A 15965-nucleotide genomic window follows, 5' to 3' on the forward strand; every position below is an offset into this window, starting at 1 on the left:
CGCTTTGGCGCGTGCCGTCTCGATCCGTCAGCACCCTGCCTCGCACACCCGGTTGGCGCGTCGGCCGGTCCCGATACAAACTAGACCCTTTCCAGCAGCAGCGCGGCGCCAGTTCCGGCGGCGCCACTTGCCGCGACGATGCCCCGCTTCAGGTCGCGGCGCTCCATCTCGTCGAGCAGGGTGCCGGCCATGATCGCACCGGTGGCGCCAAGTGGGTGGCCGAGCGCGATCACGCCGCCGTTGACGTTGAGCTTTTCATCCGGGATGTCGAGATCGCGCCGGGCCTTGATCACGGTCGCGGCGAAGGCTTCGTGCAGCTCGAACAGGTCGATATCGGCGCTGCAAAGGCCCTGGGTCCGCATCAGTTTCGCGGTTGCGGCCACGCAGCCCGACACCACCAGCAGCGGATCGTCACAGGCGTTGGCAGCAGCCAGCAGCCGCGCACGCGGCGCCTTTCCGAGACGCGCCCCGGTGCTTTCGTCACCGAGCAGCAACAATGCCGCGGCGTCGGCCATCGCTGGCGAGTTGCCTGCCGTGTGCAGGTGGTCGATCACGACGAGACCGGCGAAGGCACGCAACTGCTCGGCGTCGGCACCGCCCGCGCCGAGTGCCGCGAAGGCGGGCTCCATGCGCGCCAGCGATTCCGCGGTGGTCTGCGCGCGAATGCACTCATCGGTCTCGACCGTGATGCCCTTCAGCGGATTCACGATCGGCACGATGGAGCGGAACCAGCCGTTGTCACGCGCGCGCGCCGCGCGCTGCTGGCTCTGCAGTGCCACCCCATCGATTTCCGCGCGACTAGCTGCGCTGAGCGTCGCGATCAGGTCGGCACCGCTGCCCATCATCAGCATGCGGCAACGCCGCGCCAGTTCCTGATCGCTGAACACCGCCGCGCGATCGGCCAGCATCGGCACCCGCGACATCATCTCGATGCCGCCGGCAACCGCGGCGTGATCCTGTCCGGCGGCGATCTTCAACGCCGCGATATTGATCGCATCGAGACCCGAGGAACAGAAACGGTTGACCGTGATTCCGGAAACGGATGCCGGCCAGCCCGCATAAAGCGCGGAAGTCTTGGCGATATTGCCCGCCTGCTCGCCGTGCTGCGTGACGCAGCCAAGCACCACATCGCCGACCGTTGCCGGATCCAGCCCGGCGCGTGCAACCAGCGCCGCGTAGAGCTGGTTCAGCAGTTCGTGCGGCGCGAGGTCGTGGAGGCCGCCGTCGGGCCGGGCCCTGGCCCGCGCGCTGCGCAGCCAATCGTAGAAATAGACCGCTTTCATGGTGCCACCAGCTCGCGCAGCGCGGGGCGCACCAGCTTGCCGAGCGGATTGCGCGGCAGCGCTTCGGCCAGCACCAGTTTCTCGGGAAGCTTGATCCGCGCCAACTGCCTTTCCTCGAGGAAGCCGACGATGTCCTGCAGAGCGACGCTTGCGCCCGGCTTTGGCACCGCGACCACGCAGATGCGCTCGCCGAGCATTTCGTCGGGATAGGCGCAGACCGCGGCTTCGGCGAGCAGCGGATGTCCGGCCAGCAGGGTGTCGATCTCGTCGGGCGAGATCTTCATGCCACCGCGCACGATGATGTCCTTGCAGCGGCCCACGAAACGGTAATAGCGGCTGTCCTCGCCGCTTCCGGCGATCTCGAACATATCACCGGTGCGGAAAAAGCCATCCGTGCTGAATACTTCCTCGTTGGCTTCGGGCGCATCGAAATAACCGTCGATCACGTTCGGTCCCCAGATCTGCATCTCGCCCGCCTGACCGGGCTCGGTGATCGGGGTATCGCTGTGTGGATCCACCAGCCGCGTGCGCATGCGGTCGCTGATGCTGTTCGACCACTCGATGCCCTCCACACCGAAACGCGGAAACAGCGTTGCACGACGCTCTGGATCAGGCACGTCGAGGCCCGACGAGGCAAGCGACATACCCTCGTTCGAGCCGAAGACATTGACCACCGTTATGCCGAATTCCTGCTGGAACTCGCGCACCATCCATGGCGCCAGAGGCGCGCTGCCCGAAGCGACCAGGCGCAGCGAGGACAGGTCGAAGCGTTCCATCAGTTCACGCTGCTTGAGCAGCATGTTGAGCAATGCCGGTGGCGCGATCGTGTAGGCCACCCGTTCGGCCTCGATCTGACCCAGGAAAACCGGCAGATCGAGCGGATGGTGCAGCGCCAGGGTACCGCGACAACGCAGCCACGGAAAAAAGAAACCCGAAAGGCTCGCCATGTTCACCATCGGAAACGGGCACAGCATCGTCATCCCCGGCTCCACACCGGTCTCTGTCACCGCCAGCGTCTGGGCCAGCCATTGATTGTGGCTGCGCGGAACGCCCTTGGGCGTGCCCGTGGTGCCCGAAGTCCAGCAGATCGTGAATACATCGTCGGCGGAAACCACGGCAACCGGCGGCGCAACCGCACCCGGTGCGAGCGGCAAAATGCCTTGCGGCCCGAGCGCAAGCACCCGCGTGCCGGCATCGAACAGCGCGGCATGACGAGCGGCGAGATCCTCGCCCTTGAAATTCGCGGTGCCGAGATAGACGCGCGGGCGCAGTTTGCGCGCGATCACACCGAGTTCGTGCCCGGCATACTGCATCGGCACCGGGCTGAGGATCGCACCAAGCGCGGCGCAGCTCAGGTAGGCAACGATGGATTCGACGCTGTTCGGCAACTGCATCAGCACGATATCGTCGCGGGCGATGCCTTCCTCGCGCAGGCTCGCCGCAAAACCGAGCGCGCGCTGGCGAAGCTCGCTCCAGCTCAGGCGCAGCGGTGCGCCGCTGGTGAACGATTCGCGGTTGGGCGGGTCGAGCAGCGCAAGCCCTTCGGGGTCTGCCTCGACCGCCGCCTCGAACAATTGCCAGGTCGTGGTATCACCCCACCAACCCAGCTTGCGGAACAGCGCGATGCGCTCGGGTGCGGCAGTCTGCATGATGTCTCTTTCCTTGCGTTACCGGGTCAAGAATACCTCACTGCCAGGCAGTGCGGGGCACCGTCTCGGTTACAGCCCAGGGAAGTGCATCGGGAAATTTCGCGAGCTCATCCTCGAGCCAGGCCGCGAGCGAGGCTGGACTGTCTGCGCTGGTGCGCGTGTGGGCAAAGATATGCGCCGGGCGGGACTTGCGATCGAACCACACATGATCTTCGAGCGGAACGGCGGGCCGGGTCGCGGCCAGCCATATGACGGTATCGGCACCGGCGGGCTCCTTGCGCAGCACGGATTTCAGGATCCGCCGGAAACGCGGCAGCGAACGCCGGACGCCATCAGTGTCCACCCACCCGGGGTGCATCACATAGCTGTGGACTCCCGAGCTGGCGTGATTTTTCTCCCACAGCGCGCTCAGCGCGAGCTGGGCACGCTTGGCAAAACCATAGGCGGCAGTACCGTTGTACTGCTGCGGATCCAGCACATGCAGCATTTTTGTCGAGAGCGGCACGTTGTACATGCCGCCGGAAGAAATATTGATGACCAGCCCCCGGTTGGCGAAGCCCCTGCCCCGCACCAGCCCTTCCGTCAGCAGGTAATGGTTGAGCAGGTTGGTTGCAAACGACGTCTCGCGCCCTTCGCTGTTGAGACTGAATTCATCGAGCAGCACACCCACGCAATTGACCAGCACATCCACGCGCTTTCCCGCCGCGGCCAATTCCCCGAGCAGCCGGCTCACATCCCGCTGCAACGAGAGATCCACGATGAACGGTTCGACGCGATCCGCCTCGGCACTCAAAGTGGCACGCATCGCCTCGAGTTTTTGCCGGTTGCGCGCAACCGCGCAGACGCGGGCGCCACGGCGGGCAGCCGCGGCCACTATCTCGCTGCCAATGCCACCCGAGGCACCGGTCACCAGCCAGAGCTGTTCGCTGAAATCAGCGTCGAAACTCCGCCACGGGAGTCCTCGCGCCACGAATCCGATTTGCGAGAAGCTTGCCGCACAGCGCCCGTAGAAATTGATTATCTTCTTGAGTTGCGCCAGCTGCACGGGATCTCCTGCCGGTCCGGGCAATCGGGAACGACGATTATACTTCTCCGTGCAACCGCAACGCTGGCGAGTCATTCCGCCGCAACGTCCTGTGCGCGCAATGCTCCGTGACAGCGATTGCATTCCATGCGCATCTTGAGCGGCCTGGCAGAGCAGCTGTGCAACAGCTTCATGCTGGGCTCGCTATCCGCGGGCATCCATTCCATGCTCCAGAGATGGATTGCCAGGGTCGGCACGATCAACTCGCGCCCCTTGTCGGTGAGACGATATTCCAGCCGGCGCGCACCGGCGCGGCCGGGTTGCGGCTGCAGCACGCCCGCCTCGACCAGAAGCTTCAGGCGATGGGCAAGGATATTGGTCGCGACGCCCAGTTCGCGCCGCAGTTCGTCGTAACGGCGCAAACCCATGAACGTGGCCGCGAGCACCAGCGGCGTCCAGTGATCGGCCACCACATCGATGAAATGCAGGAACATGCCGCTCCCGGTTCCCGCCGCCACGGAAAACGTGGACGAGCGCCGCAGCGATCCGTCGTTGAGGTATTCCTGTTGCGTCTCCGAGACGACGCCCGCCCTGAAGCGGATGTCGCGGATGGAAATTGCGGTGCCGCAGCGTCCGCAGACGGCGACCGGGGTGAAGCGGTGGCCACAACTGCGATGCGTCAGGCGCATCGGCAGGTTGCGCCGCGCCGCCTGGGTCCAGCGCGATTCCCATGCCCATGCCGCGAGCGCGGTATCGTAGAGCGCGGACCCCTTGACGGTCAGGCGATACTCGAATCGCGGCGGTCGGGTCTGGTAGGGGCTCTGGTACAGCAAACCGTTATCCACCATCGCCCGCAATCGCTTGGTCAACGTGGCGCGGCTCGCCCCTGTCGCCGCAGCCAGTTCGCCGAAGCGTGTAGCCCCGGAAAACATCTCGCGCAGTACCACCATGGTCCAGCGGTCGCCGATCACCGCCAGCGCCCTTGCGATGGGGCTGCGCGTCAGCAGTGATTGGTGCTCCGATGCGGATTTCAAGCTCGGATTCCAGAAGGGAACGGGATGGAATTCGGCACAGGCAACAGTGCCTTCATACCCATGCGCAGGACCTTCAGCTTAGCGCAGGCGCGCTGCCAAAGAGAAGCACGACAACCCGTCCGCGCAAACGCTTGACAGCGTTGCAAGCGCTCGATAGATTCGGTCTTCTTGTGCAAGCAATACGCGTCGTCCCTGTTGCGCGGCACAGCTTTCATATGCGGGAAGTTCAGCGCCCGCAACCATCTGGATCCGCACTGAGGGGTTGTCGCTGCCGACCCTCGGCAACTGCCCTGCTCGCACGCAAAGGTATCCGACCATGGCGGCAATCCTGTCATCACTGTCGCTGAGTGCCACAGCGGTCCTGTGCTCGGTGCTCGCGCTCTGGCTGCTGTCGATCCGCCTGCGCGACGTCAGCATCATCGACCTTGCCTACGGGCTGCTGATCGGCGCGGTTGCGCTGCTCGGCTTTCTGCGCAGTGATTCACGCGGCGAATTGCAGTACCTGGCACTCGCCGCGATCACGATATGGATGACGCGCTACACACTGCATGTCTTCCGCCGCAATATCGGCAAGGGAGAAGACCCGCGTTACACCAGGCTGCGCGGCTGGGTGGGAAGCGAACGCGCATTCCGCTGGTTCAGCCTGCGCCAGGTATTTCTGCACCAGGGCGTGGTGATATGGCTGATCAGCCTGCCGCTGCAACTGATCATGTGCGGCCCCGCAACCGCGGCGGGCATCCTGGCGTACGCCGGGCTGCTGCTCTGGGGAGCAGGATTCATCACCGAGGCCGTGGCCGATCGTCAACTCACCCGCTTTCGCAACAACCCGGCGCAACGCGGTCAAATCCTCGATACCGGCTTGTGGCGCTACAGCCGCCATCCCAACTATTTCGGCGATGCCTGTGTGCACTGGGGAATCTATCTGATGGCCTGTTCGGTACCCTGGGGCGCCGCAACCATCATCGGACCGGTGGCGATCACCCACTACCTGCTGAACGTCACCGGCATGCGTACCCTGGAGAAGAAAATGCTGCGGGAAAAACCCGCTTACGCCGATTACGTGAAGCGCACCAGCGGATTCGTGCCGCTGCCGCCGTTGCGCAACGCCCGGCTCAGGGCAGATAGGTCTTGAACAACCCGCCGATCTGCCCGTCCCCATGCTGCGGCACCTTGTAGAAGGTGCGGATCACCACCGAGCCGTCGGGCTCGAAACGGTAGGTCTCGATGCTGAGCTCGAACGCCGGTGCGCCATCGCGCTCGAAATGGTTTTCCAGCAGCCACGCAACCTCGTTGCCACAGATGAACAGGGCGCCGTCGGCAATCCGGAAACGAACCGTTGGCTGGAACAGGTCCCAGGAGTCGAGTGCGCAATGCTGGAAGCCGGCTTTCTGCGGCGTGCCGACCGGGTCCAGCATCGAGAAATCGCCGGGGGCGACCTTGCGCCAGTTCGCGGCCCAGGCGTCGCGGTCACCGGCGTTCCACAACGCCACGTAATTGCGCGCCCACTCTTTCAGCTCGGCAAATGTCGGTGTACCCATGCTCAACTCCCCTTGAACGCCGCCGGGCGTTTCTCGAAAAATGCTTTCACACCCTCTTTGGCGTCTTCGCTCAGCATGGTGATGTTCTGCAGCTTGGCCTCGTAGGAAATGGTGTCGGGCAGGTCGAGCTGCATGGCACGGGCCAGCGCCTCCTTGGAATAGCGCAAGGCCAGCGGCGCCTTGGCCGCCAGCCCGTGCGCCCAGCGCAGGGCCTCGTCGAGCAACTGCGCGGCAGGCACCACGCGGTTTGCCAGCCCGAGATCGACGCAACGCGCCGCGCCGATCTTCTCGCCCTCGACGATCACCTCGAAGGCGCGCTTGGGTCCGAGCTGGCGCGCCAGGTGCCAGGTCGCGCCGCCATCGGGCACCAGCGCGATCGCCATGAAGGCCTCGTAGATATAGGCATTGTCGGCCATCACCATCAGGTCGCAGCTCATCGCGAAGGAGGCACCGATCCCGGCCGCGGCACCGTTGACCGCAGCGATGAAGGGCTTGGGCGCCGCGGCGATCGCCATCAGGGCCGGCTTGTATTCCTCGTCGATCTGCAACTGCACCAGTGGCGGCAGCCCGTCGCCGAGATCGGCACCGGCGCTGAACGCACGCCCCGCACCGGTCAGGACGGCGACCCGCACCTGCGGATCGGCGCTCGCCAACCGCACTGCCTCGAATACATCGCCGCGCATCCGGCGATTGAACGCGTTCATCGACTGGGGGCGGTTCAGCGTGATCAGCGCCACGCCGGCGTCGATCGCATAATCGACGGTTTCGAACTTGCTCATGCAGGGTACTCCGGCCGGTGAAGGCACAACTTGTAGCCACCGGCCACGATTGTCAATCCCGGGCGCGGCATCCTGAGGATAGAATACCCCGAACCAGTGCCGGAGATTCACGAGCCACATGAACACAGAGCCCTGGCGCGACGATATCCGCGCGATCGGGAAGCCCTACCTGCTGTTCCTCGGCGACATCACCGACCCGAGCGACGCCAAGACCGCGCAGGGCATCCACCAGTGGCGCCGCGAATGGTGCACCGCGCAACTGCGTATGCCCGGCTGCGTGGTCGATCTCGGCTTGCCCGACATGAACCCGCAACAGGCGGCGGCAGCGGGTGTGCGCAGCCTCGTGATCGGCATCGCGCCCGATGGCGGTGCGTTGCCGGCGCGCTGGCGTCCGAGCCTGTTCGCCGCACTCGAGGCGGGTCTTGACCTGGTGTGCGGTCTGCACCAGCGCCTGGCCGCGGACAGCGAACTGGCCGAACACGCGCGCCGCTATGGGCGGCGCCTGGTCGATGTGCGCAATACACCCGTGGCGCTCACGCCCGGCAACGGCGCGCCGCGCAGCGGCAAGCGCCTGCTCAGCGTCGGCACCGACTGCGCGGTCGGCAAGAAATACACCGTGCTGGCGCTCGAACGCGCACTGCGCGCGCGCGGCACGAGCGTCGATTACCGCGCCACCGGCCAGACCGGCGTGCTGATCGCCGAGCGCGGCCTGGCGATCGACGCGGTAATCTCGGACTTCGTCTCGGGCGCGGCCGAATGGCTGTCACCGGCCAACGAACCCGGGCACTGGGACCTGATCGAAGGCCAGGGCTCGCTGTTTCACCCCTCGTATGCCGCCGTGACCCTCGGCCTGATCCACGGCAGCCAGCCCGATGCACTGGTGCTGTGCCATGAAACGGGACGCCGCCATATCGGCAACCTGCCGGGGTATCCGATACCCACTTTGGGACGCTGCATGGACGCCTACCTGCAGGCCGCGCGCCTGACCAACCCGGCGGTGCGCTTCGTGGGCATCGCGCTGAATACCGCCTCCTGCGACGATGCCACCGCGCACCGCGCGATCGAGGCCGCGGCCGCCGAGACCGGCCTGCCCTCTACCGATCCCCTGCGTTTCGGTTGCGAAGCGATTGCGGCAGCGATGGAGGAGATCTGATGCGCGCGATCGCACGCTCCGAAACCTGGGCGGTGCGTGGCGGCTTCCGGATTTCGCGCGGGGCAAGCACGCTGAGCCACGTGCTGCATGTGAGGATCGAAGCCCACGGCATCCGCGCCCAGGGCGAGGCGGAGGCTGCCGAATTCAATATCGACGAGGCCGCCGCCTGTGTTGCGCGCTGCCGGGATTTTCTCGCCACACTCGAGCCGTCGTATACCCGCGAGCGCCTGCAGCACGATCTGCCGCGCGGGCCGATCCGCAATGCCATCGACTGCGCGTTGTGGGACCTCGAGGCAAAACGCAGTGGCCGGCGTGCCTGGGAACTGGCCGGCATCGATCCGGCGCCGGTACGCACGCTGTACACGCTCTCGCTCGACACACCAGCGGTCATGGCCGAGGCGGCACGCACCCACGCCCACTGGCCGTGGCTGAAGCTGAAACTCGGCGCCGACGGCGATATCGAAAGAGTACAGGCCGTGCGCGCCGCGGCGCCGCAGGCAAAACTATTGGTGGACGCGAACGGCGGCTGGAATCTTGCCCAGCTCAACCACTACGCGCCACTGCTGGCGGATCTCGGGGTGAGCGTGATCGAGCAACCGCTGCCCACGGGAAATGATCGGGCGCTCGACGGCTACAGCGGCCAGCTGCCGATCTGCGCCGACGAGTCCTGCACCGACCGGGCCAGCCTCGACACGCTGCCCGCGACGTATCGCTTCATCAACATAAAGCTCGACAAGACCGGCGGACTCAGCGAAGCACTGGCGCTCGCCGAGCGCGCGCGCACGCGCGGCCTGGGCGTGATGGTCGGCTGCAATCTCGGCACCTCGCTGGCCATCGCACCGGCATTGCTGATCGCGCGCCACGCCGATGTCGTCGATCTCGACTCACCGTTGCTGCTGGCCGGTGACCGCGAGCCGGCGCTGCGTTTCGAAACAGATCTCGTTCACTGGCCGGAGTCTGCATTATGGGGTTGAGAATCGTCTGCACCGGACTCGGCCTGCTGCTCGCCGCAACGCTGCAGGCGGATACGCTGTTTCGCGCGGCATCGATCGTCGATGGCAGCGGCGCACAACCCTACACTGCGGATCTTCGCGTGCGCGGCACGCGCATCGCGGCAATCGGTGCGCTGCAGCCCGCAACCACCGACACGATCATCGATGCGCAGGGTCTGGTGCTCGCCCCGGGCTTCATCGATCCGCACAGCCACCACGACGAGCACCTCGAGCGCCTGCCGGACGCGGCGGCCGCGGTATCGCAGGGCATCACCACCATCGTGGTCGGCGTCGACGGGGAATCGATCCATCCTTTCCGCGACCGGCTGCCGCAACCGGTGGCCGTCAACCTTGCCTCCTTCAGCGGCCACGGCACGCTGCGGCGCGCGGTGCTCGGCGAGGATTACCGGCGCCTCGCGAGCGCGACCGAAGTCGCCCGCATGCAGCAACTGCTGCAGGCCGATATGGACGCCGGCGCGCTCGGACTGTCGACCGGACTCGAATACGATCCGGGCATCTACTCCGCCACCGCGGAAATCGTGGCGCTGGCGCGCACCGCGGCTGCGGCCGGCGGGATCTACGCCAGCCATATGCGCAGCGAGGATGTGAAACTCGACGAGGCGATCGATGAACTTGCCACCATCGCGCGCGCGGCAAAAATTCCCGCCCACGTCTCGCACCTGAAGCTGGCGCTGATCGATCGCTGGGGCAAGGCCGGCACCGTGCTGGAAAAACTCGATGCGCTGCGCGCCGAAGGGCTCGATATCACGGCCGATGCCTATCCCTATACCTACTGGCACTCGAGCCTGACGGTGCTGTTTCCGGCGCGCGATTTCTCCGACATGGAGGCTGCGCGCCAGGCGCTGCTGCACAGCACGCCGGCCGCCGGCCTGCGACTCTCGCGCTACCAGCCCGAGCCGCGCTTCGTCGGCATGACGCTCGAACAGATTGCCGCCGAGCGCAACGAGGCACCCGAAATCACCCTGCTGTGGCTGATCAACCGCGCCTACCCGGACGGCAATCTCGATGCGGCTGAAGATGTCGAGGCGGTGATGGGCACCTCGATGCGCGAGGACGACGTGGCGGCGATCCTCGCATGGCCGCACACCAGCGTGTGTTCCGACGGCGCGCTCGAGGACGGGCATCCGCGCGGCGCCGGGGCGTTCACCCGCTACCTGCGCGACCACGTGCTGAACCGCGAGCCCGCCGATCTCGCCGCCGGCATCCACCGCATGACCGGCAAGAGCGCAACACAGATGCGCATCCGCGATCGCGGACGTATCGGCATCGGTCGCTACGCCGACCTGGTGCTGTTCGATCCGCACACCGTGCGCGATCGCGCCGACCTCGACAACCCGGGTGCGCTGTCGACCGGAATGCATGGCGTATGGGTCAATGGCGAACGCGTCTGGGATGGCTCCCGCAGCACCGGCGCCCTGCCGGGGCAGATCGTGACCCGCGACACCGTCCTGTAGCCAGGGCAACGGGAATCAGGACGAATACTTCGATGGGCAAACAGCGCAACGACAACCGGACATCCTCTCCACCCGCGCCTGCCAGCCCCTTTGCCGCACTGCAGTCACTGCGCGGTTCGCTGCCGCCGGGCGCCGCGGAACCGGCGCCGGCTGCGGGCAGCACGTCGTGTTTTGACACCAAGGTGGTGATCAGCCGCGAGCGCAAGGGCCGCGGCGGCAAGACCGTGACCGTGGTGCGCGGGGTGCTGCTGCAGGGTGCCATGCTCGAGGATTTCGCCAGTGAAATGCGCCGTGCGCTAGGTACCGGTGGCAGCGTGGAGGACGCGCTCATCGTGGTGGCGGGCGATCAGGTCCAGCGCGCCGCCGCCTGGCTGCGCGCCAGGGGCGCCTCACGCATCGTCATCGCCAACTGAGAACAGGAGGTGCCGGGCTCAACCCTGCAGCGGCCACAACAGCGGCACCGAGATGATCGTGACCGTCGCCATCAGCAGGTTCATCGGGATACCGATACGGAAAAAATCCGAGAACCGGTAACCGCCCGGTCCGTACACCATCAGGTTGCACTGGTACCCTATGGGCGTGGCAAAGCTTGCCGAAGCCGCCATCATCACCGTGATCACGTACGGAATGTCGTTCAGCCCCGCGGTCTTGGTGACCGCGAGCACCACCGGCAGCATCAGCATCGCCGCCGCGTTGTTGGTGATCATCTCGGTCAGCGTCATCACGCTGAGGTAGGTGAGTCCGAGCAGCAGCCACGGATTGGTGCCGGCAGCCGCGAGCAGCCCCTGGCCGAGAAACGCTGCTGCGCCGCTCTGCTCGATGGCATTGCCGAGGGCAAAGCTCGCCGCGATGGTGATCAGCACCGGCAGATCGAGGCTGCGCCGCGCATCGCTGACCTTGATGCAGCGGGTGAGCAGCATCAGTGCCGCGCCGAGCAACGAGGCGTTCAGCATGCTGGTCACGCCGAAGGTTGCCAGCGCCACGATCGCACCGAGAATACCCCATGACAGCCAGGCGTGACTGTGATCCGGCAGATCGTGCTCCAGTTCGTTCATCAGCAGGAAATCGCGCGACTGGCGCAGCCGGTTCATCACCGCCGGACGGGCCTCCAGCAGCAGCACATCACCGGCCTCGAGAGTGATCGAACTGAGCCGCCCGCGGATATGCTCGCCGTTGCGCGCCACCGCCAGCACCACTGCCCCATAGCGATCGCGAAAGTTTCCATCACGGACGGTACTGCCCACGACTTCGCAATGCTGCGCCACCACTGCCTCGACCAGGCGCCGCTCGGGCACACTGCGCTCGAGCGCGGGCTTGCTGCCCACGGCGGCCACCAGGCCGTTGATGCGCAGGATATCCACGATCGCCTCGGTCTCGCCGACGAATACCAGGCGATCACCGCCACGCAGGGTTTCCTCCGGTGCCACCGCGGTGATGACCGCGCCTTCGCGCTCGATTTCGGCGAGATAGATGCGTTGCAGATGGCGCAGGCCGGCTTCCTGGATGGTCTTGCCGACCAGCGGTCCGTCACGCGCCACCGCCACCTCGAAGGTGAAATTGCGGGTATCGGCAAAGGTCTCGTCCGGGCTGCGACGTGCCTTCAGCAGGATCGGCGCCAGCAGCACCACGAAGGTCACACCGCACAGAACGGCTATCATTCCGATCGGCGTGATTGCAAACAATCCAAAGCCCTCTTTGCCGGTCAGCGCCTGGTACTGGCCGTTCACCACCAGGTTGGTGCTGGTACCGATCAGGGTCATGGTGCCGCCCAGAATCGAGGCGTAGCTGAGCGGAATCATCAATGCGGAACTGGGCAGACGGATACGTCGCGCCCACTGGCTGACCGCCGGAATCATGGTCGCGACCACCGGCGTGTTGTTCAGGAAGCCCGACAGCAGCGCCACCGGCACCATCAACCGGAGCAGCGCCGGGCGATGACCGGCAGGCCGCCCGAGGATGCGTTCCACGATCAGGTCCACGCCACCGGAATTGCGGATACCGGCCGCCACCACGAACATTCCGGCCACGGTTATCAGGCCCGAATTGCTGAACCCCGACAGTGCCTGCTCGGGCGTCAGAATACCGGTGACACTGAGCACGAACAGCGCACCCATCAACACCAGATCGGTGCTGAGACGCGGAACGGTAACCAGCGTCAGCAGTACCGAAACCGTCAGCGCGATCGTGAACCAACCCTGCCAATCCATACATTTTCCCCGCGCACTGCGCTGGAATCATTCTAGGAGCAATGAGCAAGCGGCTGTAAATAAATATTTCGCCTTTGCATATAAGCATGGCGCGGACCTGCCGTGCCGGGGGGACCATGGACGGATACCGGGCAGCGGACAAATACTGCACGCAAGACGTGCAGGAACCTCAGAACGCGGCGGACTTCGCACGTCCATCGCCACTTGTGGGCGACCCTTGCTTGTTTCCGACAATCTCGCCGCCGTTGCGCATCTGCCCCAGCAGGTTCCGCTGCCGTGCGGCATGTGCCTCGGCACGTGCAAGGAGGGCCTGGAAGCGTGGCTCGGACCGAAGAGCGGCAAAATCGGGATAATTCTTCAGATAGATCCACCAGACCGTCATCGGCGAGGACAGCGAAGCCAGCTCCAGCGCGGCAAGCGCGCCCGCCAGGTCGGCATTCTGCGCAAGCAGGATGGCGCGGGCAATTTCGGTGAGGCGCGCGAGGCCTGGAGTCCGTCGTTCCAACTCCGGTAACTGCGCCAGCAAGGTCCGGGTAAGCGCCAGCGATCCGGTTTCGTCACCGCTCTCGCGCAGCAGCCGCGCGAGCTCCGCATACTGGATGAGCTCCCAGGGCATATCGAGCGCGGGAACGGTGCCGTGAAATCCCAGGCGTCGGGCCGCCAACTCGAGGGCGCGTGCGTACTCACCGGTTGCATGTGCATGCAGCAATGCGATTTTCGACACCCATGCGCCCTCGATCCGACTGGCGACCGAATTGTCGAGGGCATAAAGGATTTCACCTGCCGACTTCCACTCACCCGCCGCGAGCAGGATCTCCATGCGGCCCAGGGGAGTGGCCGGCTGGTTGGCATGGATCGCACCTTGCAGATCGTCGAGATCGAGATAAAACCATACCAGCTCGTCACGCACCCACTCGGCGCGGGGGTCGATCGCCGTGGCGCGCTCGCCGTAAGTGACCGCTGCGGCGAAATCGCCTTTCAATGCACTCAGATTGCCGAGCCGCACCAGTGCGGCCCGAAATCGCGGATCCAGTTCGATGGCCAGTTTCTCGAGCAATTCTGCCTCCGCCCATTGACCTTGCTGAACCAGCATCCTGGCTTTCACGTGATGGTTGTTCGGCATCAGGGGGTCGAGCGCACGCGCGCGGTCGATCAATCGAAAAGCCTCCTCACGACGCCCGGAAGACGACGCAAGCAGATCCGCAAGCATCGCGTAACCGCGCGCGGAACTGGGGTTCAATTCGAGTCCACGCCGCAGATCGCGCTCTCGCTGTGCCGGATCATCGCTCAGCCAGGACCTCGTCACATAAGCATCACCGAGCCCTGGCTCGAGCTCGAGCGCCTTGCGAACCAGCGGTGCCACGACTTCACGGGCATTCGCAACGCTGTTGTTGGCCGATGCGCGGATCAGGATCGCATCGGCCAGCAGGGCGTAAGCCGCGGCGTAATCCGGATCGAGTGCGATGGCCCGTTGAAGATGGTCGGCCGCGGCATCCGCATCACTGACAACCCAGGTGGCAAGCAGATTTCGCGCCTGCAGATACTCATCATGGGCTTCGATGCTGGCCGTGGAACTTTCGTTGAACAGGGGGTCTCCCGTACTGACAATCGCAACTTGCAATTTCCTCACCACGTTGCGGGCAATTTCCTGCTGCACCGCGAAGGTATCTCCGAGACGACGCTCGTAGGTCTCGCTCCAGACGTTGTAGCCACTCTGGGCGTCAGTGAGCTGCACACCGATGCGCACCTTGTCGGAGGCTTTACGCACGCTGCCCTCGAGCACATAACGCACACCCAGCCGGCGACCCACCGCACGAACATCTTCCTGGTTGGCCTTGAACTGGAACGAGGAGGATCGCGCGGTCACCTGAAACGCATCGACCTGTGCGAGCAATCCCAGCAGTTCCTCGGCGAGACCGTCCGAAAAATAACCAGAGCCCGCATCCTCGCTCAGGTTGAGGAACGAAAGCACCGCGATGGTGACAGGTGCGCTGGCCGCAACCCGGGACGACGCGGGCGGCGGAACCTCACGTAATGCCTGGTGCAGGAAATACACCCCCAGCGCCAGTAGCACCACCAGCGCCAGGAAGCCGAAGCCGGGGCGCAGCAAACGCCATCCGGCGCGTGACGCACTGCCAACGGATGGCGGGATCGGTGATTGCGCAGGAGCTATCAGCAGATCCGGGTTTTGCGGAGACAGGGCCAGGTCCGGCGATTCTGCAAGGGGCGGGGGGAAATCCGCAAGATAGCCTTTCTTGTGAATGGTCTTGATATAACCATTCGATCCATCGGCGGCCAGCGCGTGACGCAAGCTGGAGATGCCGCGACGCACCGCCTCGTCGGATATTACCCGGCCATCCCACACTGCGTTCACCAGCTGGTCATGGCTGAGCACTTCGTCCGGGTGCGCGAGAAAGTACTCGAGCAACCGTGCAACCTTGGGCTCGAGCACATTCTGCAGCTCACCGATCGCCAGCATGTGGGTATCGGGTTGAAAACACCAATCGCCAAAGCGTATCTGACGAGTCATGGGTTCGCTTCGCCCTGATTCCGGCAATAAACCGCAGCCACGAGTGTAAAACCATAGGCAAGTGCCGCGCCAGTACCTGAGTGGCACGGTGCGGAATTTGCGTCACTGCCCATCTACCTTGAGTGATAACCGATTGATTACAAAGATGTTCACGAATTCCTCACGATTGAATCACGCACTCCTCATGCCTTGCGCCGCGGCTTGTGATCTTGTGCTCGCCCGGTACAGCGCACGGCCGCGAAGAAGAAGAAGAAACCGCTACGCGTCCCGCGCAGCCTGTCCGGCAAATTCAACCTGGAGG

General features: G+C 65.0%; 13 protein-coding genes. 5 read left to right on the forward strand and 8 right to left on the reverse strand.

Annotation, left to right across the window (positions count from 1 at the left end; all coding sequences use genetic code 11):
* Positions 1-80: 80 nt before the first annotated feature.
* The 4 genes from IPF49_20360 to IPF49_20375 form a co-directional block, all read right to left on the reverse strand.
* A complete protein-coding gene (locus IPF49_20360; GenBank protein MBK6289945.1) occupies positions 81-1283 on the reverse strand; it encodes an acetyl-CoA C-acyltransferase in 1203 nt (400 codons plus the stop codon).
* A complete protein-coding gene (locus IPF49_20365; protein ID MBK6289946.1) occupies positions 1280-2932 on the reverse strand; it encodes an acyl--CoA ligase in 1653 nt (550 codons plus the stop codon). Before IPF49_20365 ends, IPF49_20360 begins: the two co-directional genes overlap by 4 nt.
* 37 nt (positions 2933-2969) lie before the next feature.
* The gene (locus IPF49_20370) at positions 2970-3977 is read right to left on the reverse strand and encodes an SDR family NAD(P)-dependent oxidoreductase (protein ID MBK6289947.1); all 1008 of its coding nucleotides are present in this window, start codon (positions 3975-3977) and stop codon (positions 2970-2972) included.
* 71 nt (positions 3978-4048) lie between these two features.
* The gene (locus IPF49_20375; protein ID MBK6289948.1) at positions 4049-4990 is read right to left on the reverse strand and encodes a helix-turn-helix transcriptional regulator; all 942 of its coding nucleotides are present in this window, start codon (positions 4988-4990) and stop codon (positions 4049-4051) included.
* Between the two features lie 316 nt (positions 4991-5306).
* On the opposite strand from IPF49_20375, the gene IPF49_20380 reads away from it, so the two are divergent.
* Entirely contained in the window at positions 5307-6122 is an 816-nt protein-coding gene (locus IPF49_20380) for a DUF1295 domain-containing protein (GenBank protein MBK6289949.1), read from the forward strand.
* On the opposite strand, the gene IPF49_20385 is transcribed toward IPF49_20380, so the two are convergent.
* The gene (locus IPF49_20385) at positions 6103-6528 is read right to left on the reverse strand and encodes a hypothetical protein (GenBank protein ID MBK6289950.1); all 426 of its coding nucleotides are present in this window, start codon (positions 6526-6528) and stop codon (positions 6103-6105) included. The two genes, IPF49_20380 and IPF49_20385, sit on opposite strands and share 20 nt — an antisense overlap.
* A 2-nt stretch (positions 6529-6530) precedes the next feature.
* Positions 6531-7307, reverse strand: a complete 777-nt coding sequence (locus IPF49_20390) for an enoyl-CoA hydratase/isomerase family protein (protein ID MBK6289951.1) — start codon at positions 7305-7307, stop codon at positions 6531-6533.
* 118 nt (positions 7308-7425) lie between these two features.
* Between IPF49_20390 and IPF49_20395 the strand changes: the two genes are divergently transcribed.
* From IPF49_20395 to IPF49_20410, 4 genes are read left to right on the forward strand one after another with little or no spacing between them, the layout of a single operon-like run.
* Positions 7426-8460, forward strand: coding sequence for a DUF1611 domain-containing protein (locus tag IPF49_20395; GenBank protein MBK6289952.1), 1035 nt, complete (start codon positions 7426-7428; stop codon positions 8458-8460).
* Positions 8460-9434, forward strand: coding sequence for a dipeptide epimerase (locus tag IPF49_20400; protein MBK6289953.1), 975 nt, complete (start codon positions 8460-8462; stop codon positions 9432-9434). Before IPF49_20395 ends, IPF49_20400 begins: the two co-directional genes overlap by 1 nt.
* Positions 9425-10927, forward strand: a complete 1503-nt coding sequence (locus IPF49_20405; GenBank protein ID MBK6289954.1) for an amidohydrolase family protein — start codon at positions 9425-9427, stop codon at positions 10925-10927. Before IPF49_20400 ends, IPF49_20405 begins: the two co-directional genes overlap by 10 nt.
* Positions 10928-10959: 32 nt before the next feature.
* The gene (locus tag IPF49_20410) at positions 10960-11340 is read left to right on the forward strand and encodes a translation initiation factor (GenBank protein MBK6289955.1); all 381 of its coding nucleotides are present in this window, start codon (positions 10960-10962) and stop codon (positions 11338-11340) included.
* An 18-nt stretch (positions 11341-11358) separates the two neighbouring features.
* Here IPF49_20410 and IPF49_20415 read toward each other — a convergent pair whose 3' ends face one another.
* Entirely contained in the window at positions 11359-13134 is a 1776-nt protein-coding gene (locus IPF49_20415) for an anion permease (GenBank protein MBK6289956.1), read from the reverse strand.
* Positions 13135-13303: 169 nt separating this feature from the next.
* On the reverse strand, positions 13304-15664 hold the full coding sequence (locus IPF49_20420; protein ID MBK6289957.1) for a winged helix-turn-helix domain-containing protein: 2361 nt from the start codon (positions 15662-15664) through the stop codon (positions 13304-13306).
* Positions 15665-15965: the final 301 nt, after the last annotated feature.

This window comes from Gammaproteobacteria bacterium (assembly GCA_016705365.1).
GTDB lineage: Bacteria > Pseudomonadota > Gammaproteobacteria > Pseudomonadales > UBA5518 > UBA5518.

What these genes read in the sequence shown, in the direction of transcription:
- IPF49_20360 (MBK6289945.1), bottom strand. Translation starts at nt 1,283, where the DNA reads ATGAAAGCGGTCTATTTCTACGATTGGCTGCGCAGCGCGCGGGCCAGG.
- IPF49_20365 (MBK6289946.1), bottom strand. Translation starts at nt 2,932, where the DNA reads ATGCAGACTGCCGCACCCGAGCGCATCGCGCTGTTCCGCAAGCTGGGT.
- IPF49_20380 (MBK6289949.1), top strand. Translation starts at nt 5,307, where the DNA reads ATGGCGGCAATCCTGTCATCACTGTCGCTGAGTGCCACAGCGGTCCTG.
- IPF49_20385 (MBK6289950.1), bottom strand. Translation starts at nt 6,528, where the DNA reads ATGGGTACACCGACATTTGCCGAGCTGAAAGAGTGGGCGCGCAATTAC.
- IPF49_20390 (MBK6289951.1), bottom strand. Translation starts at nt 7,307, where the DNA reads ATGAGCAAGTTCGAAACCGTCGATTATGCGATCGACGCCGGCGTGGCG.
- IPF49_20395 (MBK6289952.1), top strand. Translation starts at nt 7,426, where the DNA reads ATGAACACAGAGCCCTGGCGCGACGATATCCGCGCGATCGGGAAGCCC.
- IPF49_20400 (MBK6289953.1), top strand. Translation starts at nt 8,460, where the DNA reads ATGCGCGCGATCGCACGCTCCGAAACCTGGGCGGTGCGTGGCGGCTTC.
- IPF49_20405 (MBK6289954.1), top strand. Translation starts at nt 9,425, where the DNA reads ATGGGGTTGAGAATCGTCTGCACCGGACTCGGCCTGCTGCTCGCCGCA.
- IPF49_20410 (MBK6289955.1), top strand. Translation starts at nt 10,960, where the DNA reads ATGGGCAAACAGCGCAACGACAACCGGACATCCTCTCCACCCGCGCCT.
- IPF49_20415 (MBK6289956.1), bottom strand. Translation starts at nt 13,134, where the DNA reads ATGGATTGGCAGGGTTGGTTCACGATCGCGCTGACGGTTTCGGTACTG.
- IPF49_20420 (MBK6289957.1), bottom strand. Translation starts at nt 15,664, where the DNA reads ATGACTCGTCAGATACGCTTTGGCGATTGGTGTTTTCAACCCGATACC.